General features: G+C 71.9%; 23 protein-coding genes and 1 pseudogene. 8 read left to right on the top strand and 16 right to left on the bottom strand.

Annotated elements, in window-relative coordinates:
- Positions 1-126 precede the first annotated feature (126 nt).
- Positions 127-972 carry an aminodeoxychorismate lyase gene (locus ACWPOB_RS02180; protein ID WP_029541472.1) on the bottom strand — a complete coding sequence of 282 codons (846 nt, stop codon included), beginning with the start codon at positions 970-972 and terminating at the stop codon, positions 127-129.
- A gap of 54 nt (positions 973-1026) precedes the next feature.
- On the opposite strand from ACWPOB_RS02180, the gene ygfZ reads away from it, so the two are divergent.
- From ygfZ to ACWPOB_RS02160, 4 genes and pseudogenes are all read left to right on the top strand, one after another.
- Positions 1027-2157, top strand: coding sequence for a CAF17-like 4Fe-4S cluster assembly/insertion protein YgfZ (ygfZ, locus tag ACWPOB_RS02175; RefSeq protein ID WP_100056896.1), 1131 nt, complete (start codon positions 1027-1029; stop codon positions 2155-2157).
- Positions 2154-2828, top strand: coding sequence for an MOSC domain-containing protein (locus ACWPOB_RS02170; protein WP_100056895.1), 675 nt, complete (start codon positions 2154-2156; stop codon positions 2826-2828). Before ygfZ ends, ACWPOB_RS02170 begins: the two co-directional genes overlap by 4 nt.
- Positions 2825-3801, top strand: a pseudogene (locus tag ACWPOB_RS02165) (asparaginase). The gene ACWPOB_RS02170 and the pseudogene ACWPOB_RS02165 overlap by 4 nt, the downstream one beginning before the upstream one ends.
- Positions 3802-3985: 184 nt before the next feature.
- A complete protein-coding gene (locus ACWPOB_RS02160; protein ID WP_006930206.1) occupies positions 3986-4195 on the top strand; it encodes a DUF3073 domain-containing protein in 210 nt (69 codons plus the stop codon).
- Positions 4196-4448: 253 nt separating this feature from the next.
- Here ACWPOB_RS02160 and purM read toward each other — a convergent pair whose 3' ends face one another.
- The 8 genes from purM to ACWPOB_RS02120 all read right to left on the bottom strand — a co-directional run bounded on the left by purM (position 4449) and on the right by ACWPOB_RS02120 (position 14587).
- Positions 4449-5522 carry a phosphoribosylformylglycinamidine cyclo-ligase gene (purM, locus tag ACWPOB_RS02155; protein WP_006930215.1) on the bottom strand — a complete coding sequence of 358 codons (1074 nt, stop codon included), beginning with the start codon at positions 5520-5522 and terminating at the stop codon, positions 4449-4451.
- A 175-nt stretch (positions 5523-5697) separates the two neighbouring features.
- Complete coding sequence (gene purF, locus ACWPOB_RS02150) at positions 5698-7284, bottom strand: amidophosphoribosyltransferase (protein ID WP_100056893.1); 1587 nt, start codon at positions 7282-7284, stop codon at positions 5698-5700.
- A gap of 115 nt (positions 7285-7399) precedes the next feature.
- Complete coding sequence (locus ACWPOB_RS02145; RefSeq protein WP_006930223.1) at positions 7400-7786, bottom strand: sterol carrier family protein; 387 nt, start codon at positions 7784-7786, stop codon at positions 7400-7402.
- Positions 7787-7797: 11 nt separating this feature from the next.
- Complete coding sequence (locus ACWPOB_RS02140; protein ID WP_455399755.1) at positions 7798-8484, bottom strand: CPBP family intramembrane glutamic endopeptidase; 687 nt, start codon at positions 8482-8484, stop codon at positions 7798-7800.
- The gene (locus ACWPOB_RS02135) at positions 8481-10256 is read right to left on the bottom strand and encodes an alpha/beta hydrolase (protein WP_455399754.1); all 1776 of its coding nucleotides are present in this window, start codon (positions 10254-10256) and stop codon (positions 8481-8483) included. Before ACWPOB_RS02135 ends, ACWPOB_RS02140 begins: the two co-directional genes overlap by 4 nt.
- A 3-nt stretch (positions 10257-10259) precedes the next feature.
- Positions 10260-12542 (bottom strand): phosphoribosylformylglycinamidine synthase subunit PurL, encoded by a 2283-nt coding sequence (purL, locus tag ACWPOB_RS02130; protein ID WP_100057375.1) that lies wholly within the window; start codon positions 12540-12542, stop codon positions 10260-10262.
- A gap of 65 nt (positions 12543-12607) precedes the next feature.
- Positions 12608-13219: a Uma2 family endonuclease gene (locus ACWPOB_RS02125; protein WP_100057374.1), complete on the bottom strand. Its 612-nt coding sequence runs from the start codon at positions 13217-13219 to the stop codon at positions 12608-12610.
- Positions 13220-13288: 69 nt separating this feature from the next.
- Positions 13289-14587: a M18 family aminopeptidase gene (locus ACWPOB_RS02120; RefSeq protein ID WP_100057373.1), complete on the bottom strand. Its 1299-nt coding sequence runs from the start codon at positions 14585-14587 to the stop codon at positions 13289-13291.
- Between the two features lie 250 nt (positions 14588-14837).
- Here ACWPOB_RS02120 and ACWPOB_RS02115 point away from each other — a divergent pair, with 250 nt between their 5' ends.
- Entirely contained in the window at positions 14838-15677 is an 840-nt protein-coding gene (locus ACWPOB_RS02115; RefSeq protein ID WP_100057372.1) for an ANTAR domain-containing protein, read from the top strand.
- Here ACWPOB_RS02115 and ACWPOB_RS02110 read toward each other — a convergent pair.
- The 4 genes from ACWPOB_RS02110 to ACWPOB_RS02095 all read right to left on the bottom strand — a co-directional run bounded on the left by ACWPOB_RS02110 (position 15631) and on the right by ACWPOB_RS02095 (position 19527).
- Positions 15631-15981 (bottom strand): VOC family protein, encoded by a 351-nt coding sequence (locus tag ACWPOB_RS02110; protein ID WP_100057371.1) that lies wholly within the window; start codon positions 15979-15981, stop codon positions 15631-15633. The two genes, ACWPOB_RS02115 and ACWPOB_RS02110, sit on opposite strands and share 47 nt — an antisense overlap.
- A 60-nt stretch (positions 15982-16041) precedes the next feature.
- Positions 16042-16407, bottom strand: coding sequence for a hypothetical protein (locus ACWPOB_RS02105; protein WP_100057370.1), 366 nt, complete (start codon positions 16405-16407; stop codon positions 16042-16044).
- Positions 16408-16731: 324 nt separating this feature from the next.
- The gene (locus ACWPOB_RS02100) at positions 16732-18801 is read right to left on the bottom strand and encodes a copper-translocating P-type ATPase (protein ID WP_455399753.1); all 2070 of its coding nucleotides are present in this window, start codon (positions 18799-18801) and stop codon (positions 16732-16734) included.
- 105 nt (positions 18802-18906) lie between these two features.
- The gene (locus tag ACWPOB_RS02095) at positions 18907-19527 is read right to left on the bottom strand and encodes a DUF305 domain-containing protein (protein WP_455399752.1); all 621 of its coding nucleotides are present in this window, start codon (positions 19525-19527) and stop codon (positions 18907-18909) included.
- Positions 19528-19661: 134 nt separating this feature from the next.
- On the opposite strand from ACWPOB_RS02095, the gene ACWPOB_RS02090 reads away from it, so the two are divergent.
- Positions 19662-19901, top strand: a complete 240-nt coding sequence (locus tag ACWPOB_RS02090; RefSeq protein WP_455399751.1) for a hypothetical protein — start codon at positions 19662-19664, stop codon at positions 19899-19901.
- Between the two features lie 182 nt (positions 19902-20083).
- Here the strand turns inward: ACWPOB_RS02090 and ACWPOB_RS02085 are convergent, their stop codons facing one another.
- On the bottom strand, positions 20084-20443 hold the full coding sequence (locus ACWPOB_RS02085) for an MmcQ/YjbR family DNA-binding protein (protein WP_006940324.1): 360 nt from the start codon (positions 20441-20443) through the stop codon (positions 20084-20086).
- A 93-nt stretch (positions 20444-20536) separates the two neighbouring features.
- Between ACWPOB_RS02085 and ACWPOB_RS02080 the strand changes: the two genes are divergently transcribed.
- Together ACWPOB_RS02080 and ACWPOB_RS02075 are read left to right on the top strand one after the other, a co-directional pair.
- A complete protein-coding gene (locus tag ACWPOB_RS02080) occupies positions 20537-21232 on the top strand; it encodes a response regulator transcription factor (protein WP_100058518.1) in 696 nt (231 codons plus the stop codon).
- Positions 21229-22350, top strand: a complete 1122-nt coding sequence (locus tag ACWPOB_RS02075; RefSeq protein WP_455399750.1) for a sensor histidine kinase — start codon at positions 21229-21231, stop codon at positions 22348-22350. The genes ACWPOB_RS02080 and ACWPOB_RS02075 overlap by 4 nt, the downstream gene beginning before the upstream one ends.
- On the opposite strand, the gene purQ is transcribed toward ACWPOB_RS02075, so the two are convergent.
- Complete coding sequence (gene purQ / locus ACWPOB_RS02070; protein WP_455399749.1) at positions 22317-22994, bottom strand: phosphoribosylformylglycinamidine synthase subunit PurQ; 678 nt, start codon at positions 22992-22994, stop codon at positions 22317-22319. The two genes, ACWPOB_RS02075 and purQ, sit on opposite strands and share 34 nt — an antisense overlap.
- Positions 22991-23236, bottom strand: coding sequence for a phosphoribosylformylglycinamidine synthase subunit PurS (gene purS, locus ACWPOB_RS02065; protein ID WP_006940332.1), 246 nt, complete (start codon positions 23234-23236; stop codon positions 22991-22993). The genes purQ and purS overlap by 4 nt, the downstream gene beginning before the upstream one ends.
- Positions 23237-23298: the final 62 nt, after the last annotated feature.

The raw sequence follows: 23298 nt of genomic DNA, 5'->3' as shown, positions 1-23298 counted from the left end.
GCCGGAGACCTTGTTACTACTAACAGTAGTAGAAGTGGACAGAAGCGTCGACGGTGTCGACCGACACATGCTTGCGATCGCGCGATCGGCACCTCCCCGGCCGGTCCGTGGCGGCGGAGCCGGCGCTCACTCGACCGCGGCGTCCACCAACGCCTCGACCTCGCCGACCAGGGCACGGCGGGACAGAGCATGCCCGTCGAGGGTGTGCACCCGCGCCGCCAGAGCAACGCTCGAGACGAGCCAAACACCTTCCGCCACAACAAGATCCGCAGGACGGACCGGCTCGTACCGCACCACGAAATTGTGGTCGCCCGCGACGTCGAACAGCGCCTGCTGCGTGGTGCCGGGCAGGATCCCCTGCTCCGGCGGCGGAGTGATGAGCGTGCGGCCGCGCGCGATGAGGACCGACGAACGTGGCCCCTCCAACACATACCCCTCGCTGCTGATGTAGATCACATCGTCGGCGCCGAGCGACTCGGCGTGCCGCAGCGCCGCCATGTTCGTCGCGTAGGACAGGGTCTTGGCCCCGAGCAGCTGCCACGGCGCCTTCGACGCGAGATCCACCGAGTAACCGCGCTCGAGCGTCACCACGGACACCCCGTCCTTGCGGGCCTTGTACACCCGTTCGGCCACCGGCGTCAGCAACAGGAACGCGGTCGGTTCACTGCCGCCCTCCCGGCCGCGGGTGTATACCAGGCGCAGCGCCCCTTCCCGCTCCGCGTCCCACTGCTCGATCGCGACCTCGATCGCCAGCCGCCAGTCGTCGCGCTCGGGGGCCGGCAGTCCCGCCGCCGCGGCGGACGACACGAGCCGGCTCAGGTGCTGTTCGACGGTGCGTGCCCGCCCGCCACGCACGAGGAGCGTCTCGAACACCCCGTCGCCGCGCAGCACCCCGATGTCGTCCGCATGCAGCAGCGGCACATCCGCGTCCCGAACCTCGCCGTCCAGCGTCACCAGCACCCGCTCAGCCATGCGCACACCCTATCCATTCCTCCCGGTACAGACCCGCGCTCCTAGACTGGTGTCGTGGCCGACACTCCCTCCGTGACCGACAGCCCACTCCTTGCCCGCCCCGGCGCCGTCCCTGCGCCGGCCGGCACCCCCGACGCGGGGCTGCCGTGGCACTACGGCGACCCGTTCGGTGAACAGCGCGCCGCCCTCACCGGCGTGGCCGTCGTCGACCGCTCGACCCGGTTCGTCGTCGCCGTTCCCGGCGAGGAGCGCCTGAGCTGGCTGCACACCATCTCGAGTCAGCACGTCGCGCAGCTGCGCGACGGCACCTCGGCGGAGAACCTCAGCCTCGATGCGCAGGGCCGCGTCGAGCACCACTTCGTGCAGACCGATCTCGACGGCGTCACCTGGATCGACACCGAGCCGCAGCGCGGACCGGACCTGCTCGCGTTCCTCACGAAGATGGTGTTCTGGTCCAAGGCCGAGCCGCGGGACGGCAACGAATTGGCCGTGCTGACCCTGCTCGGTCCGCACGCCGGCGATGCCCCCGTCCTGGCCGCGCTGGGCATCGACGCCCTGCCCGCCGACGTCTACGCCGCGGCCGCGCTGCCCGGGGGCGGACTCGTCCGGCGCATGCCCTGGCCCACCGACGACGCCTGGGACCTTCTCGTACCCCGCGAACGGCTCGCCGACGTGTTCACCGCCCTCGTCGACGCCGGTGCCCGCCCGGCGGGCACCTGGGCGTTCGAGGCGCTGCGGGTCGTCTCGCTGCGCCCGCGCATCGGCCTCGACACCGACGAGCGCACCATCCCGCACGAGGCCCGCTGGATCGGCGGCCCGGCCGAGCACGGCGCCGTCCATCTCGACAAGGGCTGCTACCGGGGGCAGGAGACGGTCGCGCGGGTGCACAACCTCGGCAAGCCGCCCCGGCACCTCGTCCTGCTGCACCTCGACGGTTCCGCCGAGGGCCGGCCCGAACCCGGCGACCCGGTGACCGCCGACGGTCGCGCCGTCGGCCGGGTGGGCACCGTCGTCGACCACTTCGAGCTCGGCCCCGTCGCGCTGGCCCTCGTCAAGCGGAACGTTCCCGTCGGTACGGCGCTCGTCGCCGGACCCTGCGCCGCGGCGATCGATCCGGACTCGGTGCCCGACGACGCCGCCGTGCAGGCCGGCCGGCTCGCCGTGGAACGGCTCCGCGGGCGGTGAGCCACCCGTACGTCCCGACCGGCCGGGTCGAGGCGGTCTGCGTGGTGCACGCCGTCCGCGACAGCGGCACCCGCCGCGTTCCGTACACAGCCGTCGACAAGCGTCCCGTGCCCGGGCCCGTGCAGGTCCGGCAGCTCGGCCTGCACGGCGACCGGCAGTGCGACACCGCCCACCACGGCGGCCGCCACAAGGCCGTCTACGCGTACGCCGAGGACGAGGCACGGCGCTGGGCCGACGAGCTCGGCCGCGAACTGCCCGCGGGTTGGTTCGGCGAGAACCTGCGCGTGAGCGGGATCGCCACGTCGGATGCCGTGATCGGCGAGCGCTGGCGGATCGGCTCCGCCGGCCTGCTCCTCGAGGTCACCGGACCGCGCACCCCGTGCGGCACGTTCGGGGTGTGGGCGCAGGAACCGGGCTGGGTGAAGCGGTTCGCGGCCCGCGGCGACATCGGCGCGTACCTGAAGGTGATCGTCGAGGGCCCGGTCGAGGCGGGCGACGGGATCGCCGTCGTGCACGTGCCCGAGCACGGGGTGACCGTGCGGGAGCTGTTCACCGGCCGGGACCCGGCGCGGATCGCGGTGATGCTCGAACGGCAGGCCGACTTGTCCCCTAGTGTCGCCGACAAGGCTCGCAGACGAGTCGCCGGACGAGAGGTGCAGGTGGAGTATTGAGCGTCGAACTCGTGGAAGTGGTGCGGTCGGGATTCCGCGAATGCGTGCACCGCGGCTCGCTCGTCGTGGTCGGGCCGGACGGTGAGGTGCGGATCGCCCTCGGAGAGATCCACACGCCCGTCTACCCGCGTTCGTCGAACAAGCCGCTGCAGGCGGTGGCACTGCTGCGCCACGGATTCGTGCCCCGGTCGACGGAGGAACTGGCCATCGCGACGGCCTCCCACGAGGGCGAGGAGGTCCACGTCCGGCTCGTGCAGGCGCTGCTCGCCGGGCACGGGTTCACCGAGGACGACCTGCAGTGCCCGCCGGACCTGCCGGGCAACGAACCGGCCCGCGCGACGATCGTCGCCGCCGGCCACCCGCGGCGGACGGTGTACATGAACTGCTCCGGCAAGCACGCGGCGATGCTCGCGACGTGCGCCGCGAACGGCTGGCCCGTCCGCGCCGAGCAGGACGAGCCGGGCTACCTCGACTCCGCCCATCCGCTGCAGCAGGCCGTGGTCGAGACGATCCTCGAGCTCGCCGGCGACGTGGAGGACACCGATCTCGGAATCGACGGGTGCGGTCTGCCGATCGTGCCGCTACCGCTGTTCAACCTCGCCCGCGCCTATTCGCGGCTGGCAACGGCCGCGCCCGGGACGCCGGAACGGGCCGTCGCCGACGCGATCCGGCGTCATCCGCGCCTCGTCTCGGGCAGCGGCAAGGACGACGCCCGGCTGATGCCCGCGGTGCCGGGGCTGCTGTGCAAGGCCGGTGCGGACGGCGTGCACGCGGGCGCCCTGCCGGACGGCACCGCATTCGCCCTCAAGATCGACGACGGCCACGAGCGGGCCCGGCGATCCCCCTCACGGCCGCCCTGCTGCACCACCTCGGCGTGACGTGGTCCGAGGACCACGCCGACCTCGCCTCGCAGCCGGTGCTCGGCGGCGGCATCCGGGTCGGCACGGTGCGGGCGATCCCCGGGGTGCTCTGAGCGCCACCGGAGTACCGCATTTGCCCAGGTCGCCTGGGGGTGAGACCAATCGGACACTGCCGCAACCAGGTGTGTGGAGGCGGAACCGACTTTTGCACGCTAGAGTGGTGGCCAGGAAAATACTCAATTAACCGGGGCCGCCAAATTCCCCAGGCCGCCCCGTCAAAGCGCGAGGGGGTTAGCCATGGGCCGCGGCCGGGCTAAGGCAAAGCAGACCAAGGTTGCACGGGAGCTCAAGTACAGCTCACCGGCCACCGACTTCGAGAGCCTCCAGCGGGAACTGTCTGGCGGTACACCCAACTCGCACCGGGACGAGGTCTTTGCGGACCAGCGTTCCGGGCCGGATGGTCGTTCCGCCTGGGACGACGACTACGACGACGACTGGCGTCGCTGACCCGAGCCTCACGCACGGGAGGGGGGAGTCGGACCACCGACTCCCCCCTCCCGCTGGGCACCCCTCCCCGCCGACCGGATCCCGCACAGCACTGCGGACCCGGTCGGGAGGTGAGGCGATCCCGAAAACTTCTTCATCACCACGACGCGCAGCGCCCGGGCCGTCCTGAACGGCCCGGGCGCTGCGTGTTTCGGGTGTGAAGAGTTTCCGGGGGTGGAGCGTTTCCGGATGCCGGACTCGGGCCGGCGCCGGGTCAGAACCGCGGGTGGTCGCCCACCAGCACGGCCCGCACGTCGTCCTGGTCCTGCGACTTGCGCACGGTGCCCAGGGTCCAGCAGTCGATGTGCCGCGCGGTGAGCACCGCGAGGGCCCGGTCGACGTCCTCGGGCGCGACTATCGCGACCATGCCGACGCCCATGTTGAAGGTCTTCTCCATCTCGGCCCGCTCGACGCGGCCGCGCTGGGCGATGAGCCCGAACACCGGAGCCGGGCTCCACGTGGTGCGGTCGAGTTCGGCGACGAGTCCCTTCGGCATCACGCGGGCCAGGTTCCCCGCGAGTCCTCCGCCGGTGACATGGCAGAAGGTACGGACCTCGGTCTCGGCGGCCAGCGCGAGGCAGTCCTTCGCGTAGATCCGGGTCGGCTCGAGCAGTTCCTCGCCGAGGGTGCGGCTGAACTCGTCGACGTGTGCCGTCAGGCTCATCTTGCCGATGTCGAGAAGGACCTTGCGCGCCAGCGAGTATCCGTTCGAGTGCAGGCCCGACGAGCCCATGGCGATGACCACGTCGCCCGGGCGCACCCGGTCGGGTCCGAGCAGCCTGTCGGCCTCGACGACGCCGACACCGGTGGCGGACAGGTCGTAGTCCCCGTCGGCCATCACGCCGGGGTGCTCGGCGGTCTCGCCGCCGAGCAGCGCGCAGCCGGCCTGGACGCAGCCGGCCGCGATGCCGCCGACGATCTCGGCCACCCGCTCGGGCACCACGCGACCGACCGCGATGTAGTCCTGCAGGAAGAGCGGCTCGGCGCCACAGACCACGAGGTCGTCGACGACCATCGCGACGAGGTCGAGACCCACCGTGTCGTGCTTGTCGAGGGCCTGCGCGACGGCGAGCTTGGTGCCGACGCCGTCGGTGGACGCCGCGAGCAGCGGTTCCTTGTAGTCACCCTTGAGCGCGAACAGACCCGCGAATCCGCCGAGGCCGCCGAGCACCTCCGGGCGGGTCGCCTTCTTCGCGTGCGGTGCGAACAGTTCGACGGCTCGATCGCCGGCCTCGATGTCCACGCCCGCCGCTGCGTAGGAAGCTCCGGGGGTTGTGTCCTCGGTCATGGGTTGTCGGCTCCAGCCTCGAGTTGTGGTGAACAGGTGTGTCGGCATCGCTGCCGGGCGCGCGTACGCACGCCGAAGCCCGCCGATCGCGCACCTCAAGGTACCTGACCGGGTCGGACCGCCGACGCGCGACGACGCGAAACCGTGGCCGCCGCCATCGCGGCGGCGGGTGGGTCTAGGGGCGGCTCAACGCGTCCGCGTTGTCGTTGTCGAGCACCGGCGCGGTGCCCGCGGCCCCGCCGAGCATGCCTTCGAGCACGTTCTTTCCGACGGCGTGCTCCTTCGGCAGCGCGATCGGGTAGTGCCCGTCGAAGCACGCGGCGCACAGGCGCGATGCGGGCTGCTCGGTGGCGCCGATCATCCCGTCGATCGAGATGTACCCGAGGGAGTCCGCACCGATCGAACGGCGCACCATCTCCACCATCTCGTCGAAGTCGTGCCCGGTCCGCTCGGAGGCGTCGCGGGTGCCGCCGCCGTTGGCGATCAGCTCGGCCGGGGACGCGAAGTCGATGCCGTAGAAGCACGGCCACTTCACCGGCGGCGACGCGATCCGCACATGGATCTCGAGCGCACCGGCCTCGCGGAGCATGCGGATCAGGGCGCGCTGAGTGTTGCCGCGCACGATCGAGTCGTCGACGACGACGAGCCGCTTGCCGCGGATCACCTCGCGCAGCGGATTGAGCTTGAGCCGGATGCCGAGCTGCCGGATGGTCTGGCTCGGCTGGATGAAGGTGCGGCCCACGTAGGCGTTCTTCATCAGGCCCTGGCCGTAGGGGATGCCGGAGCCCTGGGCGTAGCCGACGGCGGCCGGGGTGCCCGACTCGGGAACCGGGATGACGAGGTCCGCATCGACCGGGTGTTCCTTGGCCAGGCGCCGGCCGATCTCGACGCGGGTCGCGTGCACCGAGCGGCCCGCGATCGTCGAGTCCGGCCGCGCGAGGTAGACGTACTCGAACACGCAGCCCTTGGGCTCGGGGTTCGCGAAGCGGGTCGAGCGGACGCCGTCGGCGTCGATGGCGAGCAGCTCGCCGGGCTCGATGTCGCGCACGAAGGACGCACCGACGATGTCGAGCGCGGCGGTCTCGCTGGCCACCACCCAGCCGCGGTCCAGGCGGCCCAGGCACAGCGGCCGGATTCCCCACGGGTCGCGGGCGGCGTAGAGCGTGTGCTCGTCCATGAAGGTGAGGCAGAAGGCACCACGCAGGGTCGGCAGCAGCTCGAGGGCCGCCTGCTCGACGGTGCTGTCGGCGGCGGCGTGCGCGAGCAGCGCGCCGACGATGTCCGAGTCGGTGGTCGCCGTGACCGCCCGTCGGTCCTCGCCGAGGCCCAGCTCGCGTGCGCGCTGGGCGAGTTCGGCGGTGTTGACCAGGTTGCCGTTGTGGCCGAGCGCGACGCCGGTGCCGGCCGCGGTGGTGCGGAAGATCGGCTGGGCGTTCTCCCAGGTGGTCGACCCGGTGGTCGAGTAGCGGCAGTGCCCGATCGCGATGTGACCGGGCATGGCGGCGAGCGTCTGCTCGTCGAAGACCTGGCTCACCAGCCCGAGATCCTTGAAGACGAGGACCTGCGAGCCGTCGGCGACGGCGATGCCGGCCGCCTCCTGGCCGCGGTGCTGCAGCGCATAGAGGCCGTAGTACGTGAGCTTGGACACATCCTCGCCCGGAGCCCACACTCCGAAGACTCCGCACTCCTCGCGAGGTTCGTTCTCAGGTTCCTCGGCTGCGAGGAGATTACGTGTGTGGACCGACAGATCGGCACTGGTCACCGGGGTGCTCCCTGGGGGCTGGACAGAAGAGAAGCAACACCATTCTACGGGTCGCGCGAGGGTGCCCCGCGCCGACGGGCCGCCGGGGCACCATCCGGCGTCCCGTAGCCCCCACTCACAACCGCAGCAGCGGCATCCAGTGCGCGATTTCTCCCGCCCGGCTGCCGGACGCGTCCAGCGATCCCTCGGCGGCCGCGTCGGCGAAGCCGACGAGACCGGTGGCCAGCCGCAGCCACGTCCGCGGGTCGGTCTCGACCACGTTGGGCGGGGTGCCCCGGGTGTGGCGGGGTCCCTCGATGCACTGCACCGCCACGAACGGCGGCACCCGGACCTCGACGCTGGATCCGGGCGCCACCTGTTCGAGGGCGCGGGCGCTCAGGCGCACGGCCGTCGCGAGGTCGGTGCGGGCGGGCGCGTCGTCGGTCTCCGCCCGCAACCACGGACCGACCCGGAGCAGGGCGGCGCGGAGTTCGGCGGGGTCGACGGGTCTGCGCGGTGCCACGGAGAGCCAGCCTAACGCCGCCGCGGCGCGGCGGCGTCCTCCTCGGGCGGCAGGCCGGCCAGGCGGACGGCCACGGCCCCGCCGGCGTTGAGGGCCAGGTGCAGCAGTGCCGGTGCGAGGACGCTGCCGCTGCGCCGGCGCAGCCCGTCGAAGACCACCGCCGAGAGTCCGGTGACCAGCACGGTTCCGAGCACGTGGTGACCGGCGTCCCTCGCGGGCCGCACGTGCCACAGCCCGAAGGCCGCCGCGTGCAGGCCGGACCCCGCCCCGCCCGGACCGAGCAGCGCCGCGAGAACGCTGCGGAACAGGAGTTCCTCGGCGGCGACGGTGCCGAAGGGAATGTGCAGGCCCACCCATTCGTAGAAGTCCTCGCGTTCGGCGCGGGCCTCGTCGACGAGCCGGGCACGCAGCGACGGGACGGCCAGCATCACCCCGTAGGCGGCGAGCGGGACGGTCGCGGCGGCCGCACCCCAGCGGGCGCCGGACACCAGGTGCACCGGGTCCAGCCCCAGCGTCGCCCGTTCCAGGCCCGAGGCCCGCGCCGCGCTCACCGCCGCGGCGCCGACCGCTGCGGACAGCACGGCCCGCCCCCGCGGCCCGAGGTGCGTGGCCGGCAGCACCGCACCCCAGCCGACGACCGCCGCGGCGACGGCCGGACCGAGCCACGGCCGGCGGTGAGCCCGTCCCGGCCGGCTCACTTCTCCGGTCCCTGCAGGTCGTCGATGACGGTCAGCGCGAACCGCACCCGCTCGGTGTCGGCCTCCGCCCAGCCCTCGGGCCGGGCGATCGCGAGCCAGCCGTCGAGCACCGTGGTGCCGTAGTTGTGGCCGTGACCGTCGGGCACCCCCGCGGCGTTGGTCAGATCCGCCGAGACCTGCCAGAAGGTCACGAACGGGAACCACCGCATCTGCGGCAGCCGATCGGGTCCGGGCGGTTCGGACAGCCAGTCCGGCCGGCTGAAGATCAGGTCCGGGGACCACCACACCACCGGATCGGACGCGTGCTGCAGGTACAGGATCCGGGGGAACAACCATTGGGTGTCGGGTTCCCCGATCGACGCGCGGTTGTCGGCGAAGCGCACCACCAGGCCGTCCGCGTACACCGGCTCGACCTCGGTGGTGCCCGGGTCGCGCCGGGTGACGAGCTGCCGCCACAGGCGGTTCGAGTTGGGCGGACCGACCCACAGGACGCCGTCGACGGTGTCGCGGATCTCGGCGAGCGTGCCGAAAGCACCCTCCCCCGACTGGGTTCCGAGGCTCTCCCCGTACAGGTACAGCTTCGGGCGATGCTCGGCGGCCTGGGCGAGCCACCGGTTGTGCACCCGGTCGATCAGCATGTCGCCCGCGGCGGCGGCCTTCTCGCGGTCGGCGAGGAACGAGATCCAGCTCGGCATGTACGAGTACTGCCACGCGACGAGGGCGACGTCGCCGTTGTGGACGAGCTCCATCATCATCGCCGCGGTCGGATTGACCCATCCGGTGCCGGTGGTCGGGATGACGACGAGCACCTCGCGGTCGAACGCGTCGGTGCGTTCGAGCTCGTCGATCACCAGGTCGGCACGCGCCTCGGGGGTGTCGGCGGTCTCGAGTCCGGCGTAGACCCGGATCGGTTCCTTCGCCGGGGCACCGTTGATGGCGGTCAGCTCCGCGGCGCTCAGTCCCCGGCCGACGAAGTCGCGGCCCTGGTAGCCGAGCGTGTCCCACGCCGCGAACGACTCCGGGCTTCCGGACTTCTCGGGCACGAGCGGCTGCGTGATGCCGGGGCGGGTCTCGCTGTTCTGAAGACCGAACACCACGTTGAGTCCCGCGTACGCACCTCGGGCCAGCACACCGTCGATCAGCATGAAGATCACCAGCACCACCAGCAGCGCACCGAGCGAGCGAGCCGCATCCGGCGGCATGCGCAGGCGCCGCACCAGTTGCCACGCGACGATCCCCGCGAGTTCGCGCAGCCCCCGCCAGGTGGCGATCAGGGTGATCGCGACGGCGGCGGCGAGCACCAGGGTCCGCAGGTACCCGCTGGTGGTGGTGCCCTCGGCGGTCATCAGCGCGGCGAGCTGACGCTGCTGCCGCGAGGCGAACACCAGGGCCACCAGCGACGCGAGCACGGCCGCGACCGGGACCGCGACCTTGATCGCCCGCAGCACGGGCAGCGGCGGCGGCCACCACGGTCGGTTCGCCAGCAGCAGCCGGTAACCGGCCCAGCCGACGGCACATCCCACGCCGTAGCCGATGGCGACGTTGATGCCGCCGATGATGCCCTGGAACAACCAGTCGCGGGGCAGCAGCGACGGGCTCAGCGACCAGCAGAAGAACAGGGCCGCGAAGGCGATGCCGGTGAAATCCAGGCTCAGCAGTCCCCACACCTGGGCGGTGTGGGGATGACGGTCACCGAATTCGGTGACCGCGTCGATGATCCGGCCCTGCCGGGCCTCGATCAACGCCAGCCGATCGACCTGGGATCCGACCATCGCTCACCCGAACAACGCCGGCAGTGTGCCCTCGTAGACCTCTCGCAGTTCGGCCATCGAGACCGAGAACCGGCCCTGCACCTCGACGGAGTCGGAGCCCTCGTCGACGACCCCGATCCGCACCCACGGCATGTTGCGCGCCGTGCACATGCCGGTGAAGCGGGTCTCCTCGGTGCGCGGCACCGCCACCAGCACCCGGCCGGCGGACTCGGAGAACAGGGTCACGAACGGATCCGCGTCCTCCGGCAGCAGGATCCGGCAGCCGGTCTCGCCGGCCAGCGCGGCCTCCACGACCGCCTGCGCGAGGCCGCCCTCGGAGAGGTCGTGGGCGGCGGAGATCAGGCCGTCGCGCGAACCGGCGGTGAGGATCTCGGCGAGCAGCCGCTCCCGCTCGAGGTCGACCTTCGGCGGCACGCCGCCGAGGTGGTCGTGCTCGACCTGCGCCCAGATCGAGCCGTCGAACTCGTCGCGGGTCTCCCCCAGCAGGATCAGGGTCTCGCCCGGCTCGAGGCCGAGGCCGGTGGGGATGCGCCGGTGCACGTCGTCGATCACGCCGAGCACGGCGACGACCGGGGTCGGCAGGATCGGGGTGGCCCCGGTCTGGTTGTAGAAGCTGACGTTGCCGCCGGTGACGGGGATGCCGAGCTGCGCGCACCCGTCGGCGAGACCGCGCACGGCCTGCTGGAACTGCCACATCACGCCCGGATCCTCCGGCGAACCGAAGTTGAGGCAGTTGGACACGGCCTTGGGGGTGGCACCGGTGACGGCGACGTTGCGGTAGGCCTCCGCGAGGGCGAGCTGCGCGCCGGCGTACGGGTCCAGCTGGGTGTAGCGGCCCGACGCGTCGGTGGCCAGCGCGATGCCGCGGCCGGTCTTCTCGTCGACGCGGACCACGCCCGCGTCGGCGTTCTCGGCGAGCACCGTGTTGCCGCGGACGTACCGGTCGTACTGCTCGGTGATCCACTTGCGGCTGCACAGCTGCGGCGAGCCGATCATCTTCAGCAGGGTCGCCTTCAGCTCCTCGGGAGTCTGCGGGCGCTGCAGTCCGGCGGTGGTGTCCGCGACGAGCGCGTCCTGGGACTCCGGGCGCTGCACCGGACGGTGGTACACCGGGCCCTCGTGCGCGACGGTGCGCGGCGGCACGTCGACGACGGTCTCACCGTGCCAGGTGATGACGAGCCGGTCGCCGTCGGTGACCTCGCCGATCACGGTGGCGAGCACGTCCCACTTCTTGCACACGGCCATGAAGGCGTCGACGTTCTCGGGGGTCACGACGGCGCACATGCGCTCCTGGGACTCGCTCGAGAGCACCTCGGCGGGCGTCATTCCCTTCGCGCGCATCGGGACCCGCTCGAGTGCGACGTGCATGCCGCCGTCGCCGGCGGCGGCCAGCTCGGAGGTCGCGCAGGCGAGGCCGGCGCCGCCGAGGTCCTGGATGCCGACGACGAGCTTCTCGCGGTAGAGGTCGAGGCAGCACTCGATGAGCACCTTCTCGGTGAACGGGTCCCCCACCTGCACCGCCGGCAGCTTCTTCCGGCCGGAAGAAGATTCGTCACCCTCGAAGGTCTCCGACGCCAGGACGGAGACGCCGCCGATGCCGTCGAGACCGGTGCGCGCACCGAACAGGATGACCTTGTTGCCCGTGCCGGACGCGAACGCCAGGTGCAGGTCCTCCTTGCGCATCGCTCCGGCGCACAGCGCGTTGACGAGCGGGTTGCCGGCGTAGGAGGCGTCGAAGACGGTCTCGCCACCGACGTTGGGCAGGCCGAGGGAGTTGCCGTAGCCGCCGACGCCGCGGACCACGCCGTCGACGACGCGACGGGTGTCGGGCGCGTCGGCGGCGCCGAAGCGCAGCTGGTCCATGACCGCGATCGGGCGGGCGCCCATGGCCATGATGTCGCGGACGATGCCGCCGACGCCGGTCGCGGCGCCCTGGTACGGCTCGACGTAGGACGGATGGTTGTGGGATTCGACCTTGAAGGTGACCGCCCAGCCGTCGCCGATGTCGACGACGCCGGCGTTCTCACCGATACCCGCGAGCATCGAGGCCCGCATCTCGTCGGTGGTGGTCTCCCCGAAGTACCGCAGGTGCACCTTGGAGGACTTGTAGGAGCAGTGCTCGGACCACATCACCGAGTACATGGCCAGCTCGGCGTCCGTGGGACGGCGGCCCAGGATCTCGCGGATGCGGGCGTACTCGTCGTCCTTCAGCCCCAGCTCGCGGGAGGGCTGGGCGACATCGGGGGTTTCGGCGGCGTGGGTGACGGTATCCACCTGCGGTGACACTGGGCGTCGGGTCCCTTCACTCTGGGATCGAAACGGCAGGCCGGGCGCGCGCTGCCGCGGCCAGTCTATCCGGGTGCACGCCCGGCACCGTCCACCGGTGCGACGCCCCGCGGCGGCCGCACCGCCGTCAACGCGTCGAGGTCCACGCTCACCCGGTGACCCGCGGCCGGAAGCGTCACCTTGCCCGTGTACTCCCCGTCGTAGCGATACCACCCGTCGTCGAGCACGAACACCCCCAGCGTCGCGGGTTCGACGAGGTCGACCATCCAGTAGGCGGGGATGCGCGCCTCGGCGTACTCGGAGAACTTCGTGACGCGATCGGTGCGGACGCTGCCCTCGGCCATGACCTCCACCACCAGCCGCACGTCGGCGGCCGTCGCGCGGTCGGGGTCGGCGTCCACCAGCGCCCGGTCGACGACGATGCCGTCCGGGCAGCGCACCGTCAGCGGGGACTCGGTGAGCAGCACCTCCACGTCGCCGAGCACGGCCAGTTCCTTCGGCAGCTGATCGGCGAGCTGAGCGACGAGCCCGAACGCGACGTGCTGGTGCAGGTATCCGGGCCGCGGCGACGCCGACAGCACCCCTTCGCAGACCTCGACGTGGAACTGCTCGTATTCGGGCAGTTCCGTCCATTCGGCGAGCGTGAGCAGATGGTCGGGGAACGACGGGCCGGTCACAGGATCACCACCGTTCGCGGTCGGGCGAATTGTCCCCTCAGTCTGGCACCGGATGCCGGGCCGTGCCGGTCAGTTCGCCGGAGTGAGGAACGCCCCGAGAGCGCGGGCGTACGCGGTGACGTCCTTCGCTCCCATGAGCTCGCGCGCCGAGTGCATCGCGAGTTGCGGCGCCCCGACGTCGACGGTCGTCAGTCCGGTCCGGGAGGCGGTGATGGGGCCGATCGTCGAGCCGCACGGCAGGTCGGCGCGATGCACGTAGCGCTGCAGCGGCACCCCGGCCTGATCGCAGGCGAGCGCGAACGCGGCGGCGCCGGCGGCGTCGGTGGCGTAGCGCAGGTTCTGGTTGACCTTGAGCACGGGGCCGCCGTTGACCGCGATGCGGTGGGCGGGTTCGTGGCGGTCCGGATAGTTCGGGTGGGTGGCGTGAGCCATGTCGCCGGAGGCCACCACCGAGCCGGCCATGGTCCGCAGGAAGTCCTCGCGGCCCCCGCCGCGGGCCAGCACGACCCGTTCGAGCACGGTGTTCAGCAGGTCGGAGAACGCGCCGCGGTCGGACATGCTGCCGACCTCCTCGTGGTCGAACAGGGCGAGCAGCGGCACCGGGCCGCCGTGCTCGGCGACGTGGCCGACGGCGGCGAGCAGCGCCGCGGTCCCGGCGTAGCAGGTGCCCTGGTTGTCCAGCCGCGGCGCGCTGACGAGGTCCGCGTCCGCCCCGATCAGGGTGGACGGGGCCAGGTCGTGGGTCATCAGCTCCCAGCCCAGGATCGCGTCGGCCTCGACCTCGACCGCCTCGGCGAGGAAGGCGAGGAAGGACCGCGGCGCGGTGCCCACTCCCCACACGGCGTTGACGTGGCGCTGCGGATCCAGTTGCACGCCCTTGCGGTCCTCCGAAAGGTGGATGGCGAGCTGGGGGACGCGCAGGATCGGCCGGTCGACGCGCACGAGGACGTCCTCGGCACCGTTGCCGGCCCGCACCGTGAGCCGGCCGGAGACGCCGAGATCGCGGTCCAGCCACGAGTTCAGCCATGCTCCCCCGTACGGTTCGAGACCGACCAGTTGCCAGCCCGCCGAGGCGAGGTCGGGGTGCTGCTTGACCCGCAGGTTGGGGCTGTCGGTGTGGCCGCCGACGATCCGGAACGGGCGGGCGGGGTCGCCGTCGGCGCCCTCGGTGCTCCACGCGATCAACGAGCCGCCCCGCAGCAGGTAGTAGCGGCCGGGCTCGCTCGGCCACACCTGGGTCTCGGTGAGCTGCGTGAAGCCGGCGTCGGTGAGGGTGGCGGCGACGGTCGCGCACACGTGGAACGGCGACGGCGACAGATCGACGAAGTTGCACAGGCCCTGGGCGTCGGCAGGCGTGGTCGTAGGCATGGCTGCATCCTCGCACCGCACCCGCCTCGACACACCCCGGCCGCGCCCCTGCACCCCGGGCGTCGGCAAGTCCGTGATGCTCGACCGGGAGCATCTCCGCGAGCGCGCCGCGTCCAGGGCCGTCCCCCGCGAGAGGCGTGACCCGTCGCCGGGTCCCGGACACAGTGGATACTCACAGGACACGTCCGGAAGCGAACCGATCCGCTGCCGGCCACCGGGCGACGAGGTCGGACGCCGGAAGGGACGCCCAGTGCGCGAACAATGGTCTTTCGCTCGGCTCGCGGAGCGGGTGGTCCCCGAGGCGTCGGCCACGCCCCACATGCTGCTGGACACCGACCTGCGGATCCGGGCGGTCAACACCGCGTTGGAGAAGGTGGCGCTGCGCGAGCGCGACGACCTCCTCGGCCGCTACGTGTACGAGGCGTTCCCGGACAACCCCGGGGACCCGGACGCGTCGGGTACCCGCAATCTGGCCACGTCCCTGGAACGGGCAATGCGGTCGCGGCGCACACACAACATGTGGGTGCAGCGGTACGACATCGCCGATCCCCTGGATCCGGACCGGTTCGTCCCGAGGGTCTGGAGCCCGGTCAACTCCCCCGTCGTCGACGGCGACAGCGTGCTCGGTGTGGTGCAGACCGTCGAGGACATCACCGAACTGGACCACACACTCGACGCGCTGTCGCGGGCGATCGCAGCCGGGGACGCCGTGTCGGCGCAGGAACAGATGCACGCCCTGCGCGCGTTCGGTTCCGCGTTGCCACGCTACCGGCAGGCACAGCGTGCCCTGGCGACCGAGAACCGCCAGTTGCACCGTGCCCTGGAGACCCGCGACGCCATCGGCCAGGCCAAGGGAATCCTCATGGAGCGGCACGGCCTGACCGCGGACGGCGCGTTCGAGTTGCTGAAGAAGGTTTCGCAGCAGTCGAACATCCCCCTGGCGACGGTGGCCCGGCGCCTGGTCGGTTCGGATGCGACGCCGTCGACAGCCCCGACGGGCGCGGGATCGAATCCCGCCCCCGGGGCCGCGCTGCCGGCGTCGCTCAGTGCCCTCCCGCCACGCAGAACTGGTTGCCGTCCGGGTCGGTGAGCGTCACCCACCGGAACCCGCCCATGTCCTGGCGGTGCACCTCGTTCGCGCCCGCCTCGACGAGCCGGCGCACCTCGGCGTCGAGATCGGGCGCCACCAGGTCGAGGTGGATCCGGTTCTTGCCCGGGGTCGGATCCGGCACCTTCTGGAACCCGAGTTTCTGTGCGGTGCCGGGCATTCCGACGATGTAGAACCAGCCGTCGTTGTCCTGTTCGATCCGGCCGCCGGTCTGCTCGGCCCACCACGTGGCAAGCGGGCCGGGGTCGGCGCTGTCGAAGGTGATCATGCCGATGTTCAGTGCCATGGCCGGGACGGTAGCGGACGGGACCGACACGGGTGTGCCGTAACGGCACCGGGTTCGCCGTCAGCAGGCGGCGCGGACGAGCTGGGTGATGCGGTCCACCTGCTGATCGGTGGGGGTGACCGCACCGTTGGCGGACAGCTCGGCGACCCGGCTGTTGATCTCCTCGTCGCGTGCGCCGTCGTCGATCAGGGGACAGGTTTCGGTGACGATCGCCTCGATGGAGGCGTCGTCCCGACCGTCGGCCAGGTTCGGGTATCCCGTCCGGAAGGTTGCGACGAAGGTCCCCAACTTCGCTGCGTCGACGGCACGTTGGACGACGCTGGAGGCGACGCTGCCGGCCGGGCGGGTGGTGCTCTCGGGCGCGGACGTCTCGTCGTCGGATCCGCAGGCGGTGAGAAGGAAGAGGGCGGCGACCGCCGCCACCACAGCAGTCTTGGTCTTCATCGTTCGAGCGTGACACGCCGGGACGCGCTCGCGCCGGTGAAAGACGGAATTCACGGCGAGCCGTCGCGCTCACGCGCTTCCCGGCCCGGGAGGGGACGGCCGAACGGCCCCGGCAAAGATGCGTAATGCTACTCGAGACAACGGCGACGACGTGCGGCATAGTGGTGCCCGGCACGGCCGATCGGGGGATTCGGCGGTGCCCGCCGGAGCCGGTTGGGGGCCGCGCTCCGGACCGCAGGAGAAGGGGCCCCGCCGCTGATCGGGACGGCGGCGGGGCCCCTTTCGTCGCGTCGCGCGACGGTCGTCTCAGCTCCGGGCTGCGACCTTCGCCGGATCCAGCTCCAGCCGGCGCAGCAACTGCGCGTTCAGTGCCACGACGATCGTGGAGACCGACATGAGCACGGCAGCGACCGCAGGCGGCAGGACCACCCCGGCGAAGGCCAGCGCACCGGCCGCGAGGGGCACCGCGACGACGTTGTACCCGGTGGCCCAGGCCAGGTTCTGCCACATCTTGCGGTAGCTCGCCCGCGACAGTGCGATCACCGATAGCACGGCGCGCGGATCGTCCGCGGCCAGGACCACGCCGGCCGACTCGACGGCGACGTCGGTGCCCGCGCCGATCGCGATGCCGACGTCGGCCCGCGCCAGCGCCGGCGCGTCGTTGACCCCGTCACCGACCATCGCGACGCGGTGCCCGCGGGCCTGCAACTCGGCGACCTTCGCGTCCTTGTTTTCGGGCAGCACGTTCGCGAACACCTCGTCGATACCGAGGTCGGCGGCGACGGCGTCGGCCACCTGCCGCGCATCCCCGGTGATCATGGCGACCTTCACCCCGCGCGCGTGCAGGGCGTCGATCGCCTGCCGCGACTCCTCGCGCACCGCATCCTCGAGCGCGACGGCTCCGAGCACCGTGCCGTCGCGCACGACGTGCAGCACCGACGCGCCGCGGGCGACCCAGCGGTCCGTCGCGGCCGCGACGTCGGCGGGAACGTGCGCCCGCAGGTCCGCGAGCACGGCCGGACCGCCGACGAACACGGTCGCCCCGTCCACCACGGCCCGCACCCCGCGTCCGGGCAGGGAGCGGAAATCCTTCGTCGGCAACATGACTCGTCCTCCCGCGGCGGCGACGACGGCGCGGGCCACCGGGTGCTCGCTGTCGGATTCGACCGCGGCGGCCAGGGTCAGCAGGTCGTCCTCGGTGGTGCCGGCGGTGGCGACGACGTCGGTGACGACGTGCCGCCCCTGGGTCAGGGTCCCGGTCTTGTCGAACAGGACGACGTCCACGCCGCGCATCCGCTCCAGCGACAGCCGGTCCTTGACGAGTACGCCGGCGCGGGCGGCGCGCTCGGTCGAGATGGCGATCACGAGCGGGATGGCCAGGCCCAGCGCGTGCGGGCACGCGATGACCAGGACCGTGACGGTACGGACGACGGCCTCGTCGACGTTGCCGAGCAGCGTCCACACCGCGAAGGTGAGGACGCCGGCGACGGTGGCGAAGTAGAAGAGGAAGGCGGCGGCCCGGTCCGCGAGCGCCTGGGCCCGCGAGGACGAGGCCTGCGCGTCGGCGACCATGCGCTGGATGCCGGCGAGCGCGGTGTCCTCCCCCACCGCGGAGATGCGGACGCGCAGTGCACTGTCGGTGGCGACCGTGCCGGCGACGACGGTGTCGCCGACCGCGCGGGGCACGGCGCGGGACTCGCCGGTGATCATCGACTCGTCCACGTCGGCGCGCCCGTCGACGACCGTGCCGTCGGCCGGGACGCGCGCCCCGGCGCGTACCAGCGCGACGTCGCCGACGGCCAGGTCGGCGAGGGCGACCTGCACGACGCCGTCCGCGGTCACCCTCTCGGCGGTGTCGGGCAGCATCGCGGCCAGGGCGTCGAGCGCGCGCGACGCCGAGCCCAGCGCCCGCATCTCGAGCCAGTGCCCGAGCAGCATGATCACGATCAGCAGCGCCAGTTCCCACCAGAAATCGAGGTCGAACCCGCCCAGCCCGAGCGTGGTCACCCAGGACGCCGCGAACGCGACGCTGATGGCCATGGCGATGAGCAGCATCATTCCGGGCCGCCGGTCCCGCAGCTCGTTCCACCCGCCGACGAGGAAGGGACTGCCGCCGTAGGCGAAGACGATCGTGCCGAGGACGGGCGAGACCCATCCGGCCCACGCGGCGTCTGGCAGCGCGTAGCCGAGCAGGTCGGCGAACATGGCGCTGAACGCCACGATCGGAACCGCGAGGACCAGGCTCACCCAGAATCTGCGACGGAAGATCTCACCGTGCGGCCCGTGCCCGGCGTGCCGGTCCCGGGCGCGGTGGGCGTCGCGCGCTCCGGGCGGCGCGGTGTGGGCAGCGTGTCCGTGGTGTGCGAGCTCTGTCATGGCTCTCGCCTCGATCCGTTTCCGTTTCCGTGGACACCTCCATTGATACCCCCTGGGGGTATTAATGGAAGGGGTGGGGCGGTCACGATCCGGTCACGACACCAACTACCGCTCGAGCATGGCGCGCATCTCGTCGATCTCCGCCTGCTGCGTCGCGATGATCGACTCGGCGAGTTGCCGCGCCTCCGGGTTCACGCCCTCGGCCAGTTCGGTCTGCGACATCTCGATCGCGCCCTCGTGATGGACGATCATCATGGTCAGCCACATGCGGTCGAAGTCCATGCCGCGGGCACCCATCATGGAGTCCCACTCGTCGTCGGACATCATTCCCGGCATCCCGCCGGGCATGCCCATGCCGCCGTGACCCATCCCGTCCTCGTCCGGCGCCTCCTGCCCCCAGCTGTCGAGCAGCGACACCATCTGCTCCATCTCGGGTTCCTGCGCGGCCTCGATGCGGGCGGCGAGGTCGATGAGCTGCGGATCGTCGCTGCGCTCGGGCACGGCCTGGGCCATCTGCACGGCCTGCGCGTGATGGGGATACATCTCCTGCAGGAACTCGACGTCCGCGTCGACGAACTGTGCCTGCCCGGCCGGAGCCGAGGTCTGGGACGTGCCCGGAGTCGCCGTCCCCGCCTGCTGCTGCGGCTCGTCGCTGCCACACGCCACGATCACCAGGGCGAGCGGAACCGCCGCCGTTGCCGCTACTACTCTCTTGTTCCACAACATGATTCGACGGTACCCGCCGGATCGGCCGAGTCCGGGGCCGCAGCCCCGCCCCGGCCGGTCCTTCATCGAAACTTCATCGGCCGCAACGCCCGCCCACACGCGGCGGCGCGCACACTCGTCGTAGGAGGTGCGCGATGATGGGTTGGTACGGCGGCGCAGGCTGGGCCGCCACCCTCGCAATGGGTGTGTTCTGGCTGTTGCTCGCCGGGGTGGTGGTGTGGGCGGTGGTCCGGGCGGCGGCGCCACCGGATCCCGGCGACGACGCCCGCCGGATCCTGGACCGGCGGCTCGCCTCCGGCGAGATCGACGTCGCAACCTACCGGGCCCTGCGCGACGAACTGGACGCGCGGTCCCCGCGACGGACGCGTCGATAGATCCGCCTGCTCGATACGCGATGCAGCGCGTTCACGGGGTCACCGCGATCCGGTCCGTCGTCGACGGGTCACCGAACAATTCTCTGCCGCAACCCGAGTGGCGGGCAGCCGGGTGCGCCCGGCCCTCGTCACCCGCGGCATGGTCACCCGCGGCATGGTCGGCACCCTCCGGCACTCGCTCGTCAGCGATGTTCCCGGCGGGCATCGAACGCCGCGACGACCCGCTTCGGCGCGGTCAGCCGCCACGCATCCTCGATCAGTTCCGCCAACTCGACCGTGTCTACCGCGGCGAAAACCACGTCGATCCAGCCGTAGCGCCCGAAGAACGGGGCCGCGCGGAACACGTCCGGATCCTCGTGGAGCAGGGCCGCCTGGGTGTCCACGGTGGCTTTGAGGCAGACCGTGGCCGCACCGTAACCCAGGAGGCCGAACATCTTGTTCCGCACCCGGTACGTGGGTTGGTCACCCCAGCTGTCCACCACCACTTCACGTGCCTCGGGCAGCGCCAGCATCATCGCGCGCACACTGTCCGCGCTGGGCATGCGATCTCCTCGGTCGGCGGACAGGGCCACCCAGTTGTACACCCGACCCGCGACAGGGAACGGACGGCCGCGAGTGCTGGGTACCCTGGCCGCGTGCACACCCCCGGCCCCCGCATCCTCGTAGTCGACGACGAAGCCGCCCTGGCGAAGGTGGTGGCCAGCTATCTCGAACGGGAGGGCTTCGAGGTCGCGCTCGCCTACGACGGACCGACGGCCGTCGCGCTGGCTCGGCAGACGGACCCGGTGCTCGTGGTGCTCGACCTGATGCTGCCGGGCTTCGACGGCATCGAGGTGTGCCGGCAGCTGCGGACCTTCTCGGACGCGTACGTGCTCATGCTCACCGCCCGTGGCGACGAGGTGGACAAGGTGATCGGCCTGTCGGTGGGCGCCGACGACTACGTCGTGAAGCCTTTCGGGCCACGGGAGCTCGTCGCCCGGGTGCGCGCCATGCTGCGCCGGCCCCGCAGCGGCACCGCGGCGGAGGCACCGCGCCGCATCGGCGGGCTCGTCGTCGATCCGGTGTCCCGCACCGTCTCGGTCGACGACGCGCCGGTGGAGCTGACGCGTACGGAATTCGATGTGCTGCTGACACTTTCGTCTCGACCGTCGGCGGCGCTCTCGCGCCGGCAGATCATCGACGAGGTGTGGGGGCCGAACTGGTTCGGCGACGAGCACATCGTGGACGTCCACATCCGTGCGCTGCGCCGCAAGCTCGGCGACGATGCCGCCGCCCCGCGCTTCGTCCGTACCGTGCGCGGGGTCGGGTACGCGATGGAGGCCGCGCGGTGAACCGGCTGGGACTGCGTGGGCGGCTGCTGATCGCGCAACTGCTCGTGCTGTTCGTCGGGGCCGCGACGCTCACCGTCGTCGCGGCGCTGGTGGCCGCTCCGCTGTTCCACTACCACCTCGCCCACGCGGGCGTGGAGGACACGCAGGTCCGCCTTCACACCGAGGAGGCGTTCGCGCAGGCCGGAGCGGTCGCGCTCGCCGCCGGGGCAGCCGTCGCGCTCGGTGCCGCGGCGATCACGTCCGTGGTCCTGGTGCGCCGCATCACCGCGCCGGTGGGCCGGCTGGTGGACGCCGCGGGCCACGTCGCCCGCGGCCGCTACGACGTGCCGATCACCCGGTCCGGCGACGCGGACTTCGCCCGGCTCGAGAACGCCTTCGCCGACATGGCGGGCCGCCTGCACAGCACGGAGCTCTCACGACGCCGGCTGCTCGACGATCTCGCCCACGAACTGCGCACACCCGTGGCCACGCTCGAGGCCTACCTCGAGGGCATCGAGGACGACGTACTGCCCGCCGACGCCACCTCGTGGCAGGTGATGCACCACCAGCTCGACCGGCTGCGGCGTCTCGTGTCGGACCTGTCCGACCTCTCCGCCGCAGACGAGCACGCGCTCGCCCTGCACCCCGAGGAGGGCGACCTCGCCGCGGCGGTGACGGCCTCGGTCTCGGCCGCGGCACCGCGGTTCGCCGACAAGCAGGTCGGGCTCGAGACGGAGCTGCCCGAGGCGCTGCCGCCGGTCCGGTTCGATTCGCAGCGCGTGGCGCAGATCCTGGCGAACCTGCTCGAGAACGCCCTGCGGCACACGCCGGCCGGGGGCCGGGTGGTCGTCACGTGCGAGCGCGCGGACCGGGCGGCCGTGCGGGTGCGGGTCCGCGACACGGGCGACGGCATCCCCGCGGATCAGCTCGACGCGGTGTTCGAGCGGTTCCACCGGATCGATCCGGCCCGCAGCCCCGGCGGCAGCGGCCTGGGCCTGACCATCGCGCGCAGTCTCGCCCGCGCCCACGGCGGCAATCTCACGGCCGCGAGCGACGGGCCGGGGCGCGGCGCCCGCTTCGACCTGACCCTGCCCACGAACGGGAATCAGGCGGAGACGACCGCGTCGAGAACGCTGTAGAACATGCCGAGCCCGTCGTCGCTGGGACCGGTGAGCGCTTCGGTGGCGTGCTCGGGGTGCGGCATCAGGCCGACGACGCGGCCGTTCGCCGACGAGATGCCCGCGATGCCGCGCTGGGAGCCGTTCGGGTTGTCGCCGGAGTAGCGGAACACCACGCGGCCCTCACCCTCGAGTTCGTCCAGCACCTTCTCCGAGGCCTGGAACCGGCCCTCACCCGACTTGAGGGGCACCAGGATCTCGGCACCGGCCTCGTAGCGGGTGGTCCACGCGGTAGTGTTCGACTCCACCTTCAGCCACTGGTCGCGGCAGATGAAGTGCAGGCCCTCGTTGCGGGTGAGGGCACCCGGCAGCAGACCGGCCTCGCACAGCACCTGGAAGCCGTTGCAGATGCCGAGCACCGGCATCCCGCCCCGAGCGGCCTCGACGACCTTCCCCATGACCGGGGCGAACCGCGCGATGGCGCCGCAGCGCAGGTAGTCGCCGTAGGAGAAGCCACCCGGCACGATGACCGCGTCGACTCCCCTCAGGTCGGCGTCGCCGTGCCAGAGGCTGACGGCCTCACCGCCGGCGAGCTCGACGGCGCGGGCCGCATCGATATCGTCGAGCGTGCCCGGGAAGGTGATGACTCCGACGCGTGCACTCATGCGTCACCGTCGATCCGCCGCACGGTCCAGTCCTCGATGACCGTGTTGGCGAGCAGAGCCTCGGCGATCTTCTCGACCTCGGCGTCGTCGACGCTGCCGTCGACCTCGAGCTCGAAGCGCTTTCCCTGACGGACGTCGGACACGCCCGCGAAGCCCAGTCGCGACAGCGCCCCGACAATGGCCTGGCCCTGAGGATCGAGAATCTCGGCCTTGGGCATGACTTCGACGACGACACGAGCCACGTGCTGCTCCTCGGTAGTAGTGCTGGCGCCCGGGGACGGACACCGGACAGCCCGCAGTTTAC

The organism is Rhodococcus sp. 2H158 (assembly GCF_053764755.1).
This window is presented reverse-complemented; position numbering and strand designations above follow the sequence as displayed.